The 12642-nt window shown below is 40.7% G+C and carries 18 protein-coding genes; 9 read left to right on the top strand and 9 right to left on the bottom strand.

Annotation, left to right across the window (positions count from 1 at the left end; translation table 11 throughout):
• Positions 1 to 47: 47 nt before the first annotated feature.
• The 3 genes from HMPREF0013_RS19955 to hisA all read left to right on the top strand — a co-directional run bounded on the left by HMPREF0013_RS19955 (position 48) and on the right by hisA (position 2151).
• A complete protein-coding gene (locus HMPREF0013_RS19955) occupies positions 48 to 596 on the top strand; it encodes a DUF805 domain-containing protein (RefSeq protein ID WP_005804506.1) in 549 nt (182 codons plus the stop codon).
• 87 nt (positions 597 to 683) lie between these two features.
• Positions 684 to 1325, top strand: coding sequence for a 3'-5' exonuclease (locus HMPREF0013_RS19950; RefSeq protein ID WP_005804505.1), 642 nt, complete (start codon positions 684 to 686; stop codon positions 1323 to 1325).
• A gap of 94 nt (positions 1326 to 1419) precedes the next feature.
• Positions 1420 to 2151, top strand: coding sequence for a 1-(5-phosphoribosyl)-5-[(5-phosphoribosylamino)methylideneamino]imidazole-4-carboxamide isomerase (gene hisA, locus HMPREF0013_RS19945; RefSeq protein ID WP_000905538.1), 732 nt, complete (start codon positions 1420 to 1422; stop codon positions 2149 to 2151).
• Between the two features lie 68 nt (positions 2152 to 2219).
• Here the strand turns inward: hisA and HMPREF0013_RS19940 are convergent, their stop codons facing one another.
• On the bottom strand, positions 2220 to 2771 hold the full coding sequence (locus tag HMPREF0013_RS19940) for a helix-turn-helix domain-containing protein (protein ID WP_005804503.1): 552 nt from the start codon (positions 2769 to 2771) through the stop codon (positions 2220 to 2222).
• 97 nt (positions 2772 to 2868) lie between these two features.
• Here HMPREF0013_RS19940 and HMPREF0013_RS19935 point away from each other — a divergent pair, with 97 nt between their 5' ends.
• Complete coding sequence (locus HMPREF0013_RS19935) at positions 2869 to 3771, top strand: DMT family transporter (protein WP_005804502.1); 903 nt, start codon at positions 2869 to 2871, stop codon at positions 3769 to 3771.
• Between the two features lie 40 nt (positions 3772 to 3811).
• Here HMPREF0013_RS19935 and HMPREF0013_RS19930 read toward each other — a convergent pair whose 3' ends face one another.
• Genes HMPREF0013_RS19930 through HMPREF0013_RS19915 form a run of 4 tightly spaced genes read right to left on the bottom strand, consistent with a single transcriptional unit; the run spans position 3812 to position 6142 of the window.
• The gene (locus HMPREF0013_RS19930) at positions 3812 to 4117 is read right to left on the bottom strand and encodes an antibiotic biosynthesis monooxygenase family protein (protein ID WP_005804501.1); all 306 of its coding nucleotides are present in this window, start codon (positions 4115 to 4117) and stop codon (positions 3812 to 3814) included.
• Between the two features lie 3 nt (positions 4118 to 4120).
• Entirely contained in the window at positions 4121 to 4513 is a 393-nt protein-coding gene (locus tag HMPREF0013_RS19925; protein ID WP_005300857.1) for a DUF4870 family protein, read from the bottom strand.
• A gap of 36 nt (positions 4514 to 4549) precedes the next feature.
• Positions 4550 to 5179, bottom strand: coding sequence for a DUF1294 domain-containing protein (locus tag HMPREF0013_RS19920; RefSeq protein WP_005078530.1), 630 nt, complete (start codon positions 5177 to 5179; stop codon positions 4550 to 4552).
• Between the two features lie 12 nt (positions 5180 to 5191).
• A complete protein-coding gene (locus HMPREF0013_RS19915) occupies positions 5192 to 6142 on the bottom strand; it encodes a homoserine kinase (RefSeq protein ID WP_002117011.1) in 951 nt (316 codons plus the stop codon).
• 112 nt (positions 6143 to 6254) lie between these two features.
• Here HMPREF0013_RS19915 and hisF point away from each other — a divergent pair, with 112 nt between their 5' ends.
• Positions 6255 to 7013 (top strand): imidazole glycerol phosphate synthase subunit HisF, encoded by a 759-nt coding sequence (hisF, locus tag HMPREF0013_RS19910; RefSeq protein ID WP_025464171.1) that lies wholly within the window; start codon positions 6255 to 6257, stop codon positions 7011 to 7013.
• A gap of 41 nt (positions 7014 to 7054) precedes the next feature.
• On the opposite strand, the gene HMPREF0013_RS19905 is transcribed toward hisF, so the two are convergent.
• Complete coding sequence (locus HMPREF0013_RS19905; protein ID WP_025464170.1) at positions 7055 to 7693, bottom strand: hypothetical protein; 639 nt, start codon at positions 7691 to 7693, stop codon at positions 7055 to 7057.
• 108 nt (positions 7694 to 7801) lie between these two features.
• On the opposite strand from HMPREF0013_RS19905, the gene HMPREF0013_RS19900 reads away from it, so the two are divergent.
• The 3 genes from HMPREF0013_RS19900 to HMPREF0013_RS24730 all read left to right on the top strand — a co-directional run bounded on the left by HMPREF0013_RS19900 (position 7802) and on the right by HMPREF0013_RS24730 (position 9835).
• Positions 7802 to 8806, top strand: a complete 1005-nt coding sequence (locus HMPREF0013_RS19900; protein ID WP_005804497.1) for an AraC family transcriptional regulator — start codon at positions 7802 to 7804, stop codon at positions 8804 to 8806.
• 132 nt (positions 8807 to 8938) lie between these two features.
• Entirely contained in the window at positions 8939 to 9628 is a 690-nt protein-coding gene (gene aqpZ, locus HMPREF0013_RS19895) for an aquaporin Z (RefSeq protein ID WP_001045987.1), read from the top strand.
• A gap of 42 nt (positions 9629 to 9670) precedes the next feature.
• On the top strand, positions 9671 to 9835 hold the full coding sequence (locus HMPREF0013_RS24730; RefSeq protein ID WP_005804496.1) for a hypothetical protein: 165 nt from the start codon (positions 9671 to 9673) through the stop codon (positions 9833 to 9835).
• Between the two features lie 10 nt (positions 9836 to 9845).
• Here HMPREF0013_RS24730 and HMPREF0013_RS19890 read toward each other — a convergent pair whose 3' ends face one another.
• The 3 genes from HMPREF0013_RS19890 to HMPREF0013_RS19880 form a co-directional block, all read right to left on the bottom strand.
• The gene (locus HMPREF0013_RS19890) at positions 9846 to 10088 is read right to left on the bottom strand and encodes a hypothetical protein (RefSeq protein ID WP_005804495.1); all 243 of its coding nucleotides are present in this window, start codon (positions 10086 to 10088) and stop codon (positions 9846 to 9848) included.
• A gap of 45 nt (positions 10089 to 10133) precedes the next feature.
• Complete coding sequence (locus tag HMPREF0013_RS19885) at positions 10134 to 10733, bottom strand: LysE family translocator (RefSeq protein WP_005804494.1); 600 nt, start codon at positions 10731 to 10733, stop codon at positions 10134 to 10136.
• 98 nt (positions 10734 to 10831) lie between these two features.
• Positions 10832 to 11911 (bottom strand): DNA/RNA non-specific endonuclease, encoded by a 1080-nt coding sequence (locus HMPREF0013_RS19880; RefSeq protein ID WP_005804493.1) that lies wholly within the window; start codon positions 11909 to 11911, stop codon positions 10832 to 10834.
• Between the two features lie 255 nt (positions 11912 to 12166).
• On the opposite strand from HMPREF0013_RS19880, the gene HMPREF0013_RS19875 reads away from it, so the two are divergent.
• Positions 12167 to 12610: a hypothetical protein gene (locus HMPREF0013_RS19875; protein WP_005804492.1), complete on the top strand. Its 444-nt coding sequence runs from the start codon at positions 12167 to 12169 to the stop codon at positions 12608 to 12610.
• Positions 12611 to 12642: the final 32 nt, after the last annotated feature.

Here is a 12642-nt window from a genome sequence, read left to right as displayed (position 1 = left end):
TTGAATATTTATACTTTTAAATAAAACCAAATGATCAGGAAAACAAAATGAATTCACCTTTCGAAAATCAACCACTTCAACAAGATTCCCCCTTTAAAGCTAGTGGTCGTTTTGGGCGACTCTCTTATGCTGCTTGGACATTCTTATTTTCACTCGTCATCGGTATCGCCGTTGTCATCATCGCTTTTACTTTTGGGTTTACATCTAGTCAGGAACTAACAGGCCTTTCTACGGCAGGCATGATTGTTATCGCTATTCTCTATATTGTTTGCCTCTATGTAAGTTTTGTATTTACCATCCGCCGTTTGCATGACCGCAATAATACAGGATGGCTATCGTTACTGATGCTGATCCCTGCCGTAAACCTGATTTTTATGATTTATCTCTTTGCGGCAAAAGGTACAGAAGGCAATAATGATTACGGCCCACAGCGCCCTACTCCTGGTTGGGAACGCGTTTTAGGCTGGATTTATATTATCCTAATTCCACTTGCTTTGTTTTTTGCTGTCGTTGCCACAATCATGTCTCCGACCTATGAAGGCTATGTTGAGAAAAGCGAAAGTGTGGTCATTGGTACACCTTCTCAGTCTCAGTAATTTTTTAAAGACATTCATAAAGCCTAGTCCTCTAGGCTTTATTCATATATAAAGTGAATAGCCCAATTCATTTGTACGCTGTTAAATATGTCCGAAGCCGTTGCCCTCCTTGATAAAGCCTCCATTCAGCAGCTTCCTCCTTTTGAAAATCTTAACCACCATAATATTGTGGTGATTGAAAATATTGAGCAATGCAAAAGTATTGAAGAAGAATTAAAAAACGCTGCAATTTTGGGATTTGATTCTGAGTCTAAACCTACATTTAAAGTGGGTGAAATCTCAACTGGTCCACACTTAATTCAACTTGCTACAGCACAAAAAGCCTATTTATTTCATGTCAATTCATCGACTTTAAAATTCTTGCAGCCCATTTTATCTAACCAGAAGCAAATTAAAGTCGGTTTTGGCCTTAAAAATGATAAGCATATTTTTCATAAAAAAGGTATAGAGCTAGAAAGTTGTGTGGACCTTGCCAAAGGTTTTAGTCACTTTGGTTTTAAACAGCAAATGGGCTTACAAAAAGCGGTGGCGCTGTTATTTGGACAATATCTCGCAAAGTCGAAAAAAGTCGGAACTTCAAACTGGGCAAGAAAGCCACTTACATCTCAGCAAATAAATTATGCCGCCGCCGATGCTTATGCTGCATTACTCGTATTTGAAGAGCTCAGAAACCAAAAACTATTACCTGCTCACATTTCACAAACTATTCAAACCGCACTTCAAGCGTAAAGTAATAAAAGTCTTTTCTAAGGCTTAGCGATTGATCAATACTTTGCTAAGATGTGCACAATTTCATAAACATGATGAAGCAAGGAGCGGAAGCATGCTAATCATTCCAGCAATTGACCTGAAAGATGGTAAATGTGTGCGTTTAAAACAAGGGCGTATGGAAGACGATACCGTTTTCTCTGACGATCCGGTTGCAACTGCCCAGCATTGGGTAAATGAAGGTGCGCGCCGTTTGCATTTGGTTGATTTGAATGGCGCTTTCGCAGGTACTCCTATTCATAAACCTGTAGTTGAAGCAATTGCTAAAGCTCAGCCAGAATTACCAATTCAAATTGGTGGTGGTATTCGCTCATTAGAAACGATTGAACACTATTTAGAAGCTGGCGTGACTTTTGTCATTATCGGCACTAAAGCTGTTCAAGAACCTGAATTTGTAGAAGAAGCTTGTAAACGTTTCGCAGGCCACATCATTGTTGGTATTGATGCCATGAATGGTATGGTTGCAACTGACGGCTGGGCAAACGTTACTGATGTGAAAGCAACTGATTTAGCGAAACGCTTTGCAGATGCAGGCGTGTCTAGCATTGTTTATACAGACATTGCTCGTGATGGCATGATGCAAGGCGTAAACGTTGAGCAAACTGTAAACTTGGCTCAATACTCAGGCTTACCAGTAATTGCTTCTGGTGGTGTTACCAACCTTGATGACGTTCGTAACTTAAAAGGCCAACCGGGCATTTTAGGCGCGATCACAGGCCGCGCAATTTATGAAGGTACTTTAAACCTTCGTGAAGCTCAGCTTTTGTTGGATGAAAACCGTCTTTAATTCTTAAGATGTAAAAAAGAGCCGCTTTAGGCTCTTTTTTTATTGCTGTCATGAAAATATATTCTAAATCAATACACTACATTACGAGTAAATTTAAGAACTTGTTTACCACTATTGATATAGGTATAAGTAACAGAACTTTCAAAAATAAAAGATGAACCAGCAGGTATTATTTTTTTGCTGTCTGTAAATTGTATGATCAACTCACCTTCTAATACGTAAATAATTTCCTGCCATCCGTCAGCATCTGCTTCCGCCACGTAAGACTCTCCCACTGCCAAAGACCATATCCAAAGCTCAACTTGGGAACGAGATGGAACTGAAGCGAGCAAGGTTGCTTTACTTTCTTCATCTTTACCCTGCCAAGCGAGTGCATTTACTACGGCATGTTCTTTATGCTCAGGTGCACTCACAATCGTTTTAAAATCGACACCCAACACTGCTGCAATCGAGTCGAGTTTGGCCAAACTAATATTGACCTGCCCTGTTTCCAAAGCAGCAATGGTTCGTCTACTCACCCCTGCCAGATCTGCCAAATCTTGTTGACTCAAATCTCGTTCATCTCTTAATGAACGAATATTTGTGCCCACGTGCTGTAAAACGGTACTCGACTGGCTCATAGAATGGATTAGTAAGAAAATTTGAGCAATATATTGCACAAAATACAAGAATAGCGCAATATGTGCAGTATATTGCACAATTTAATTTAACTTGAGTATGTCACCAATTTCTCTGAGTTCAAGCAAAGCCCCACAGTTAGCCCTCATTTTGATTACGATCATTTGGGGTGGAACATTCCTTACTGTGCAGTATGCGCTGAATTTTGCATCACCTATGTTTTTTGTAGGCTGTCGTTTTGCTGTAGCAGCTCTTACTTTGCTTCTTATCTCATTAAAAAGTATGAAAGGTGTTACTTTAAAAGATTTAGGCGCTGGTAGCGCGATTGGTCTTGTGATTGCGGCAGGCTACGGCACCCAGACCATTGGCCTACAAACCATTCCGAGTAGTGAATCCGCTTTTTTAACGGCGCTATATGTTCCGCTTGTTCCTATTTTAATGTGGCTCATCTTTAGAAAAACTCCACATATTATGACTTGGGTGGGAGCTGCTCTTGCGTTTGCTGGCCTTGTTTTCTTAACGGGAAATGGTTTTGAGCAAATTTCATTAAGTTTTGGGCAGCTGTTAACAATCTTGGGTGCCTTTGCGATTGCTTTAGAAATTATTTTTATTAGCTACTTTGCTGGAAAGGTAAATTTACGCCGCGTCACAATCATTCAACTTGGCGTCGCTTCTCTACTTTCTTTCGCCATCATGCCTGTGGTGGGTGAACATATGATTCCAGCATTTTCATGGCCCCTAGTACTGATTGCTATTGCATTAGGTTTAGCGAGTGCACTCATTCAATTTGTTATGAACTGGGCTCAACGTGTGGTTGATCCTTCACGTGCTGCAATTATTTATGCAGGCGAACCTGTTTGGGCGGGCATTATTGGCCGAATTGCAGGTGAGCGTTTGCCAATGATTGCCCTTTTTGGCGGTGCTTTAGTAGTCTTAGGCGTTTTAGTCAGTGAGTTAAAAATTAAGTTACCAATTAAAAAAGCTAAAAGAATTCGAGAATAAAAAAAGAGAGCTTAACGCTCTCTTTTTTACTATCTATCTATTATTTTTTCTTCAATAACGTACACGGTTGGTAGTACTCAACCGTCGGCATTGGGTCATAAAATGGATGGAGCAAAGTCTTCCACTCCTGATAAGCCTCAGACTTTCTAAACCCTTCTGTATGGTTTTCAATTTCATCCCAGAAAATCATTAAAATATAATGATGGGGATCGGTTGCATGCTTAATCAGTTGGACCGCATTAAAGCCTTCCATTGGATAAACAATATGTTTAGCCTGCTCGAATGCTTCAAGAAATGCTTCACTTTGCCCAGACTTTATACTCAAATGTACATGTTCAATAATCATAATTTATTGATACATCGGGCGGTTATCATTTAACGCAATCAATCCACGAATTGCACGATATACAATCCAGATCCACGCAGCACCAATTACACCCACACAGAATACGGTCGATGAAATGGCAACCCCTGCAAACAGGTCAGTATTTTCACCTGTAAAGAACAAGAAAATAAACGGCAGAAAGGCAATAATATTCCAAGCCAGATACCACCAGAATGTTCTGATTTGCCATGTAAAGTGGCTCGCAAAAATCGAGCCTTGTACATCAGACCGTTTTACGTAGTTAATAATTAAAGCAATAACCGCAAGTAAGCCGCCTGTAAAAATGGCAACAATATAAAGTACATATAAAATAAGTGTTAAAGTACGATTTGGATCTTGGTCGATAGAACTATTCATTTTTATACCTCTCAAGTTTATTAAAACGATTTACTTTTATGAGCCCCGCAATACGTTTAAGGGAGAAATTAGCCACAAAATCAAAAGTAAATGAAAGAATATGGTACAAAAATAAATCTTACGAAAGGGTTGTTTTTGTGTTTTATGTCTCAGTTTTTGTTGTGCCCACCATGCAGCTGGCCAACCTCCTAAAAAGCTAACAATGTGCAATGTTTGTTCAGGTACACGGCGATTACCCAATTGTGCGGCTTCTTTATCTTGAGAATAAAGCCAATAACTTAAGGCATTCATCATTAAAACAAATAACAACGTATAAGCTGGTAAAATATGGATAAAACTCATAATTCCCATTAAAACGAAATAAAACACGATCCCCATTTGCATTGCAGACCAAGGGTTAGCTTGAAAGGAAGATTCTGCTTTTGCAGGCTTTGACGCTTTTCGGGTTTGAGATGCTTTTAAATAGGTGACCTGCTGAGCACGAAAACGGCCTCGTTCATCGAGAATCACCCGATATTCCAGTGCACATCCAATAATTGGCCGAGGTCCGGGGCGTGCAAAATCTTTGATATGCAAAAAGACTCGCTCTTTTTCAGCATCATCCGGCTGAATAAAGCCATAACCTTTTTCGTCGAACCATTCGACTAAACGCCCCTGATCTCGCATGTTTATTCCCTTTTATGCTTTTACATGACTTAAACGGTCTTGCATCATTGCTCGCATTTCTTGCGGGTCTTTTTGCAAAATGTCATCGCCGGTACGTCCTTCTTCTTTATTTTTTTGAGCAACTTGCAAACGCATTGACCAAAAACGGCATGCTGCCATTGCCAAGAATACATCTAAACATGCAAGCTCATCTGATGTAAGCGTACGAACTTTTTGGTATGCCGCTAAGTAAGCTGCGACTTTGTCTGAGTTTAAATGCGCTGCTGGATATTCGGTACAAAAATCATTAATGGTAATCGCAATATCAAATAGCAATTCATCTTGATTTAACTCATAAAAATCTAGGATACCTTGTAATTGCTCACCTTCAAACAAAGTATTGTCACGGAACAAATCAGAGTGAATAAAACCTGTTGGTCGGTTTGAATACTGCGCTGTTTTCGCATTAAAAGCTTGATAGACCTGCTCAAGTAAAGTTTGATCATCTTGAGTCATGCTTGGTTTCAGCTGCTCTGCAACACCTGTCCAGTATTGGTGATCACGGCGATATTCACGTTCAAGTGGAAAATCTTGTAAAGCCACATGCAGTTTCGCCTGTGCATCTGCAATCGCTGCAACTTGCGCTACTGTGGTTTGCATGGGATGGTGACCCATTAAACGTGGTGCAATCTGTGCAGGCTTGTCTGCAATCACATGAACCGCTTGTCCGCTATGTTTTAACGGCACTGCAACAGGTACATCATGAGTCCCTAATTGTTCAAGTACCGGAATGAGTTCGCCTGCTCCTTGTGCATCTAACTCTTCAAACACTGTGAGTACATATTGTTTGCGGTTTACATCAACCAGAAAATAATTGGTGTTTTGAATACCTCCCTGAATTGGGTTCAGCTCCAACACCTCTAATCCATAAGGTGCAGCAAAGGTGCGAACTTCATCTAAACTCAACGGGGTATAAACCGACATGGAAAACCTGCAAAAAACATCTGTGAAGTTTGATAGAATACCTCTTCCCTCCATGAAGGTGTAGCGCCTGTGTAGGAACTTTCACCAACGGCGATTATTTTTGGAAAAAGCTATGCTTGCTAAACGTATTATTCCTTGCCTAGACGTTGATAACGGACGCGTAGTTAAAGGCGTTCAATTCCTCGATATTCGTGATGCTGGCGACCCTGTTGAAGTGGCACGTCGCTATAACGAACAAGGTGCAGACGAAATTACTTTCTTAGACATTACCGCTACACATCATGGACGCGATACCACTTACCGTACTGTTGAGCGTATGGCTGAGACTGTATTTGTGCCATTAACTGTCGGTGGTGGTGTACGTAAGGTTGAAGATATTCGTGCGTTATTAAATGCAGGTGCAGATAAAGTGAGTATTAACTCAGCTGCTGTATTTAATCCGGAGTTTGTTCAAGAAGCTTCACAGCACTTTGGCGCGCAATGTATTGTAGTTGCGATTGATGCCAAAAAAACTGGCGCTAACAAATGGGAAATCTTTACTCACGGTGGCCGTAAACCAACGGGTATTGATGCCATTGAATGGGCTGTAAAAATGGCTGACTACGGTGCGGGTGAGTTACTGATTACCAGTATGGATGCCGACGGTACTAAAGCGGGTTATGATATTGCGTTAATGCGTGCCATTAATGACCGCGTTACCATTCCAACGATCGCTTCAGGTGGTGTGGGCAACTTACAACATCTTGCAGACGGTATTTTACAAGGTGGTGCCGATGCAGTATTGGCAGCAAGTATTTTCCACTTTGGTCAGTTCACCATTCCAGAAGCTAAACAATATTTAGCTGAACAAGGCATCGAAATGCGCTTGTAAACTTATTGATATTTAAAGGGGCGACATGCCCCTTTATTTTTTTATGCAGCGCCATCTACCGCATTTATGTCACTAACCAATTGAGGCTTTTCTTTTTTCTCGACCCATTTTGCAGGAAAAATTTTTTCTATAGCTTGAGACAATGGTCTAGCAAGCGCAGTAGGTAACCGTATACCCAAAGGATTTTGTTCTTTTAAATCTGCCGACGACACCACCCGTGTTCCCATTACATAATCAAACCAAGGCTTGGTCACACACCAATTGGCGTCTTGATTAGAGTTCATGTGGTGGTCGTAATGCCATGGAATTTTACGCTTTGCCCATTCAGGCTCTAAATGTGCACGGCGATGAATATAATAATAATTTCCAGCACTGTACCAAGCTGCGAGTGCCATGCCTTTTGAAAATGGATAGAAAATTGCGCTTGAAACGGTTGCCACCACAGCAAGCGAAATTAACTCATTTTTAGTTCGCCAGTTTCTTACGCCCTCAACATAGCAATCATCATGAAATTGTTGTTTACGGACTTCACGATGGTGTGCCCAATGAGATTCCATACTTTTTGGTACTGGGCTATAACGTGGTTTTCCAGCACGGTGTACACCATGCAAAATATATTTGTGTGCTACCCATTCAAATGCATTCGCAACTGCAATTCCGGCAATAAACCCTTTTAACATCACCTAACTCCTTTTTCTTTTTATTCAGCATATAAAATTCGTTATGCTAGGTATTGACCAGAATTTATGGTTTCATTGACAAATCACGACAAGAAGAGGTGGTTAGGGATGCCACAATTAAAAAATTATACAGGCTCAGTGTATGGAGGACTGGGGCATCTTTTAAAGGCTTACTGTGAAGCCAATCAATTAGCTATTCCTGAACAATTAGAACAAATTCAAAATCTGGAACGCTTTGACTATGTGGTTTGGCGTGATCTATTAGAAGTGATTTATAAACTAGACCCAAAGCCGGGTTTAGGACTCGAAATTGCCAAATATGTGCAACCCAAACACTTAGGGATTATTGCTTACCTCGCGCTCTCTTGCGACAACTTAGGTGAAGCCTTAATTCGCTATCATGATTTTCACCGTCTGATTTATGACGGGAGCCCATTAGTGGTTGAGCTACAAGGGAGATATGGTTCTATTCGCTGGGAAGCGACTGAGCTACACCCTACCCAGCTTACCGATGAAATCGCGATTGCGTTGGTGATTCAGTTCTTACGTCTTTTTATGTCTCATGAAGACGTGCATTTACATGAAGTACGTTTCTTAAATGCTGCCCCTAAAAATATCAGGGTTTATGAACAATACTTCCAATGTCCCGTTCGTTTTAGCCAGCCACGTACAGAGTTACTCATTCCAATTACAGAAATTCATAAGCCACTTAGCAGCGCTGACCACACGTTGCAGCAACTATTGGTTCAGCAAGCACAAGCGCTGTTAGAGCAATTACCAAATTCAACCCAACTTGATCAGCGTTTACAGCATTCAATTTTGACTGGGCTGCAAAAGAATCAATACCAAATTGAACATATTGCTGCTCAATTAGGCCTGTCCGTGCGGCAACTGCAAAGACATTTACAGCAACAAGACACTACCTTTCAGGAGCGCGTTCAGCAAGTGCGCTTTATGCTCGCAACCGAGTATTTAAAAGATCCGCATTTAAGCTTACAAGAGATCGCACTTTTACTTTGTTATTCAGAACAAAGTGCGTTTCAAAGAGCATTTAAACATTGGACCAATCAAACACCCCAGCAATGGAGGGATCAATTTTTAGACAAAGAATAACCAACCAAAACTTACAAATCTTTTCTTGATTAAAACAACACTGAAAACAAAAATTTCATATAGTCACATGCTTAATTTTTTGTGACATATTTCACACTAATTAAAAAATACATCAATAGATGAGTAATCACAATGAATAAATATTTTGCTGAATTCCTAGGTACGTTTTGGCTAGTCTTTGGTGGTTGTGGTAGCGCAGTTTTAGCCGCAGCTTTCCCTGAACTTGGTATTGGCTTTGCAGGTGTAGCCCTTGCCTTTGGTTTAACCGTACTCACAGGTGCTTATGCTCTAGGGCATATCTCAGGTGGACATTTTAATCCCGCGGTAAGTGTTGGCCTTTGGGTCGGTGGCCGCTTCGATGTTAAAGATTTAATTCCCTATATCGTTGCTCAAGTGGTCGGTGCGACTGCTGCTGCATTTGTTCTCTATATTATTGCTCAAGGCCAAGCGGGCTTTAGCGGTGTTGGTGGTTTTGCTACCAACGGTTTTGGTGACTTATCACCAAACAAGTTTGGCTTAGGTTCTGCTTTCATTATTGAAGTGGTTCTTACAGCTTTCTTCTTAATCATTATTTTAGGTGCAACTGATCGCCGCGCACCTGCTGGCTTCGCTCCTATTGCAATTGGTTTGGGCTTAACACTCATTCACTTAATCAGTATTCCGGTGACGAACACTTCGGTAAACCCTGCACGTAGTACAGGTGTTGCGTTCTTTGCTGAAACGGCTGCTTTAAGCCAGTTGTGGTTGTTCTGGGTGGCACCGATTTTAGGGGCTGTGATTGGTGCGATTATTTATAAGGTAGTTGCTGGGGATAAGGATTAACTCTTCTTAGACACAATCTACTATCGCGGATAGGTGACATGGATGTCACCTGTTGAACAGGGGTACATGGATGTGCCCTCTGATCAACAAAGCCTTTTGTTTACTTTTGGGCTTTCAAAAGTAAAAAATGTCTATACACATTTAATAAAGTTTAACGTGGTATTAAAGACTGTATGGCAGCATGACCATACTAAATATCACGCATAGCATGCATAAATTACAAAAACGGATTATTAATTTCTTGTTCAGCTGGACGTTCAATTTTCTCAGGCAATTCTTCTTTTTCCAAAGCCGCAACGACATCATTTACAAAGCTCTGCAATGCCTTTGCCTGTTCTAACCCAACTTTGTCTTTAGTGATTTGCAAATTGCCATAAATACTGACGCAATCGACATCATTTTCTAATGTTAAATCTTCAATTGATGAAGACTCTGTACCCTTTTCAAATGGCTTAAACATATGTGTTGTCTCGTTGTTATATATTCACAGTGTAATACGATCAATTTAAAAAAAATCGATCAAAATTAAAAGAGCCGATAAAATTAAAAAAGCGCCCATCAAGATATTAAAATATTTCAAACGGTTGCCCTGATTGAGCACCACTGAAAATTTATCACCACAGAACCCCCAAAAGAACAAACACGCGTAGCAAGTGAAAAAATAAATAACGATAAAGATCGGCAACGACTGCGGGTTTTCAATGCTAGTAAACATGGTAATGCCTGACACACAAGCCAACCACGCTTTGGGATTCAGCCATTGTAATAAGAACCCATCTTTAAAATTAGGAATAATCATTTGTTCTACAGGAGCACTGGAAATAGAAATATTTGCAGCAGAAAGAATAATTTTAATCCCGATATAACAAACAAATAGCGTTCCACAAACTGCAAGAATCTTTAATACAACAGGAAACTGAGTTAATAAACTCTGAAGACCAAATGCCATAAAAATTAAAAGCAGGGTAAAACCAATTGTGGCGCCTGAAATATAGGGAAGCGATCTTTTTAAACCGTGATTTAAACTGGTCGATAAAATGACAGTATTTACTGGCCCTGGGGTTATAGACATTGCAAATGAAAAAAGAAACATCGAGGCAAACATTGTTATTGTCCTTATTAAAATAGAATCCATAGACAGATCTGTCTATGAATTCTATTTTAATCAATTACGGTGTTGCAATAACAATCAAAAAAAGCTGCTTATTTCATTATTTGCAAGAAATAGTTCACCAAGGCTTCTACCAGTTGTTTCACAATCGCCTTTCTCGTTTCTTCATCAATTGTTGGAACTTTTGCTTCCATTGGCTCCGAAGAACCAGTTTTTTGCTTTTTAAATTGGTCTTGTAGCGCTTGAATCTGGTCAGCGTTTAAGTCCTGCTCACACTGACTTTCGCCATCCCAGTGTAAATAGTCTAGCTTTTGATTTGGCTTAACTTGGCTCGCTGTTAAAGGTAGACGATAGACATTACGTTTTTGTTGCTCAGTTAACTGCGGGAACAGGTTAACGCCTAAGCGCTCCTCAAGGTAGCAAACACTCACAACCTTCACTTGTAGAGAGTTATTGTTAGGTGCGTAATAAGCCCCGATTGCGCCAGTTTTTGGCATATACACCGCTTTATAAACTGCGGTTGGAACAATGACACCCTGCCCAATCGTCTTAAGACGTTTGCCTTCAAAAACAGGACCTGTCACTACATAAACATCTTGTTTTTGTTTAGTGGCAATAGCACGGGTTGCTTCTTCGAGCTTACGCCATACTTCTTGGTTATTTTTAGGCGCTTGAGGCACCATGTTACTGAGCGAGAAACTATCAGATTGGGATTCTTTATTTGGCATATCACCATTTGGCGCCATATGCCCACGGTCATAGCCTGAACCACGATAATCACTTAACAGTGCCCGATGTCTTTGAGCAACACGGGTTTCTTCATGAAAGTTATCTTCACGCTTAATTTTGGTACTCAAACGTTCTGCATTTAAATGCTCAGCCGACCACAACGGCGTTTTAGAAATGCCTGAATACAAAACGTTAAAGCCATTAAAGCACAGCGGATAACTGTCTTTTTTGAGGCTTTCTTTATTTAAAGCAGGTGGAACTTCACGATAAAACTGATTAAGACAAGTCGAGTTAGTCGTTAAAGGCGAAAACCACTGCGAAATCTTTTCACTACCAAAAGCAATCGCAAAACTTCCAGCCGCAATACAAGCAAGAATAATCTTGCCAAAATGCTGACTTATAGAGAATGAGTTTGTACCTTTACTACGTTTTTTACTTGCCATGTTTCTATCAATACCACTGTCCACACGCAGCTTAACAATCCTGCTTTTTTAAGTATATCTCTTATCTTTCAAATGGTTAAAACATGGTCATCTTTTTTGTAACTCCATTACCCATTACGTAACAATCTGTTGGAATTATGAGAGCCTTTGGCTATTGAATTGCGCCAATTGCGTATCTTTCGTTGAAAAACACTGATTGCTTATGACATGGTTAGCTCCACAAATTTGGATAAAAATATAATCGGAGTCCACTTAATGATCCATTCAAAGATTATTGGTATTGGCGTAATCACGGGATTATGTAGTATGGCCGCTTTGGCTGAGCCAGCAGTGCAGCCAGGAGATACTTTAGAAAGTTTGTCTAAAGTAAAAGTAACCACAACGGTAAACGGCCAACCAGGCTCTATTAGCGATTTAGTCAATAGCGGACAAGTACAGCAAGTTTCTGCTGCACCAACAAATGCAGCGCCTACAGGTGCTCCTATTCCGGCAGACGTTCCACCAGCACCTCCAGCAGGCGGTGAAATGGCACCTCCAGCAGCACCAACTGATGCAGTACCACCTGCACCGAACCAAGCGCCTCCAGCGCCACAAGATCCGAACACTCCACCGCCTCCGGCAGATCCAAGTCAGTCGGCAGACCCGATGGCAAAAGACGGTGCTTTACCAGCAGATGCCCCTATGTCACAAGCTCAATAATCAGAGCCATAAAAAANACACACACTACGTAC

Origin of the sequence: Acinetobacter sp. SH024, from assembly GCF_000163635.1 — a bacterium.
GTDB classification, from domain to species: domain Bacteria; phylum Pseudomonadota; class Gammaproteobacteria; order Pseudomonadales; family Moraxellaceae; genus Acinetobacter; species Acinetobacter pittii.
Note: the sequence above shows the minus strand (reverse complement) of the source record. Positions and strands in the feature narration are given on the sequence as shown.

Bases quoted from the DNA above. Each gene is read 5' to 3' on its own strand.
- HMPREF0013_RS19955 (WP_005804506.1), top strand. From the start codon at position 48: ATGAATTCACCTTTCGAAAATCAACCACTTCAACAAGATTCCCCCTTT.
- HMPREF0013_RS19950 (WP_005804505.1), top strand. From the start codon at position 684: ATGTCCGAAGCCGTTGCCCTCCTTGATAAAGCCTCCATTCAGCAGCTT.
- hisA (WP_000905538.1), top strand. From the start codon at position 1,420: ATGCTAATCATTCCAGCAATTGACCTGAAAGATGGTAAATGTGTGCGT.
- HMPREF0013_RS19940 (WP_005804503.1), bottom strand. From the start codon at position 2,771: ATGAGCCAGTCGAGTACCGTTTTACAGCACGTGGGCACAAATATTCGT.
- HMPREF0013_RS19935 (WP_005804502.1), top strand. From the start codon at position 2,869: ATGTCACCAATTTCTCTGAGTTCAAGCAAAGCCCCACAGTTAGCCCTC.
- HMPREF0013_RS19930 (WP_005804501.1), bottom strand. From the start codon at position 4,117: ATGATTATTGAACATGTACATTTGAGTATAAAGTCTGGGCAAAGTGAA.
- HMPREF0013_RS19925 (WP_005300857.1), bottom strand. From the start codon at position 4,513: ATGAATAGTTCTATCGACCAAGATCCAAATCGTACTTTAACACTTATT.
- HMPREF0013_RS19920 (WP_005078530.1), bottom strand. From the start codon at position 5,179: ATGCGAGATCAGGGGCGTTTAGTCGAATGGTTCGACGAAAAAGGTTAT.
- HMPREF0013_RS19915 (WP_002117011.1), bottom strand. From the start codon at position 6,142: ATGTCGGTTTATACCCCGTTGAGTTTAGATGAAGTTCGCACCTTTGCT.
- hisF (WP_025464171.1), top strand. From the start codon at position 6,255: ATGCTTGCTAAACGTATTATTCCTTGCCTAGACGTTGATAACGGACGC.
- HMPREF0013_RS19905 (WP_025464170.1), bottom strand. From the start codon at position 7,693: ATGTTAAAAGGGTTTATTGCCGGAATTGCAGTTGCGAATGCATTTGAA.
- HMPREF0013_RS19900 (WP_005804497.1), top strand. From the start codon at position 7,802: ATGCCACAATTAAAAAATTATACAGGCTCAGTGTATGGAGGACTGGGG.
- aqpZ (WP_001045987.1), top strand. From the start codon at position 8,939: ATGAATAAATATTTTGCTGAATTCCTAGGTACGTTTTGGCTAGTCTTT.
- HMPREF0013_RS24730 (WP_005804496.1), top strand. From the start codon at position 9,671: ATGTCACCTGTTGAACAGGGGTACATGGATGTGCCCTCTGATCAACAA.
- HMPREF0013_RS19890 (WP_005804495.1), bottom strand. From the start codon at position 10,088: ATGTTTAAGCCATTTGAAAAGGGTACAGAGTCTTCATCAATTGAAGAT.
- HMPREF0013_RS19885 (WP_005804494.1), bottom strand. From the start codon at position 10,733: ATGTTTGCCTCGATGTTTCTTTTTTCATTTGCAATGTCTATAACCCCA.
- HMPREF0013_RS19880 (WP_005804493.1), bottom strand. From the start codon at position 11,911: ATGGCAAGTAAAAAACGTAGTAAAGGTACAAACTCATTCTCTATAAGT.
- HMPREF0013_RS19875 (WP_005804492.1), top strand. From the start codon at position 12,167: ATGATCCATTCAAAGATTATTGGTATTGGCGTAATCACGGGATTATGT.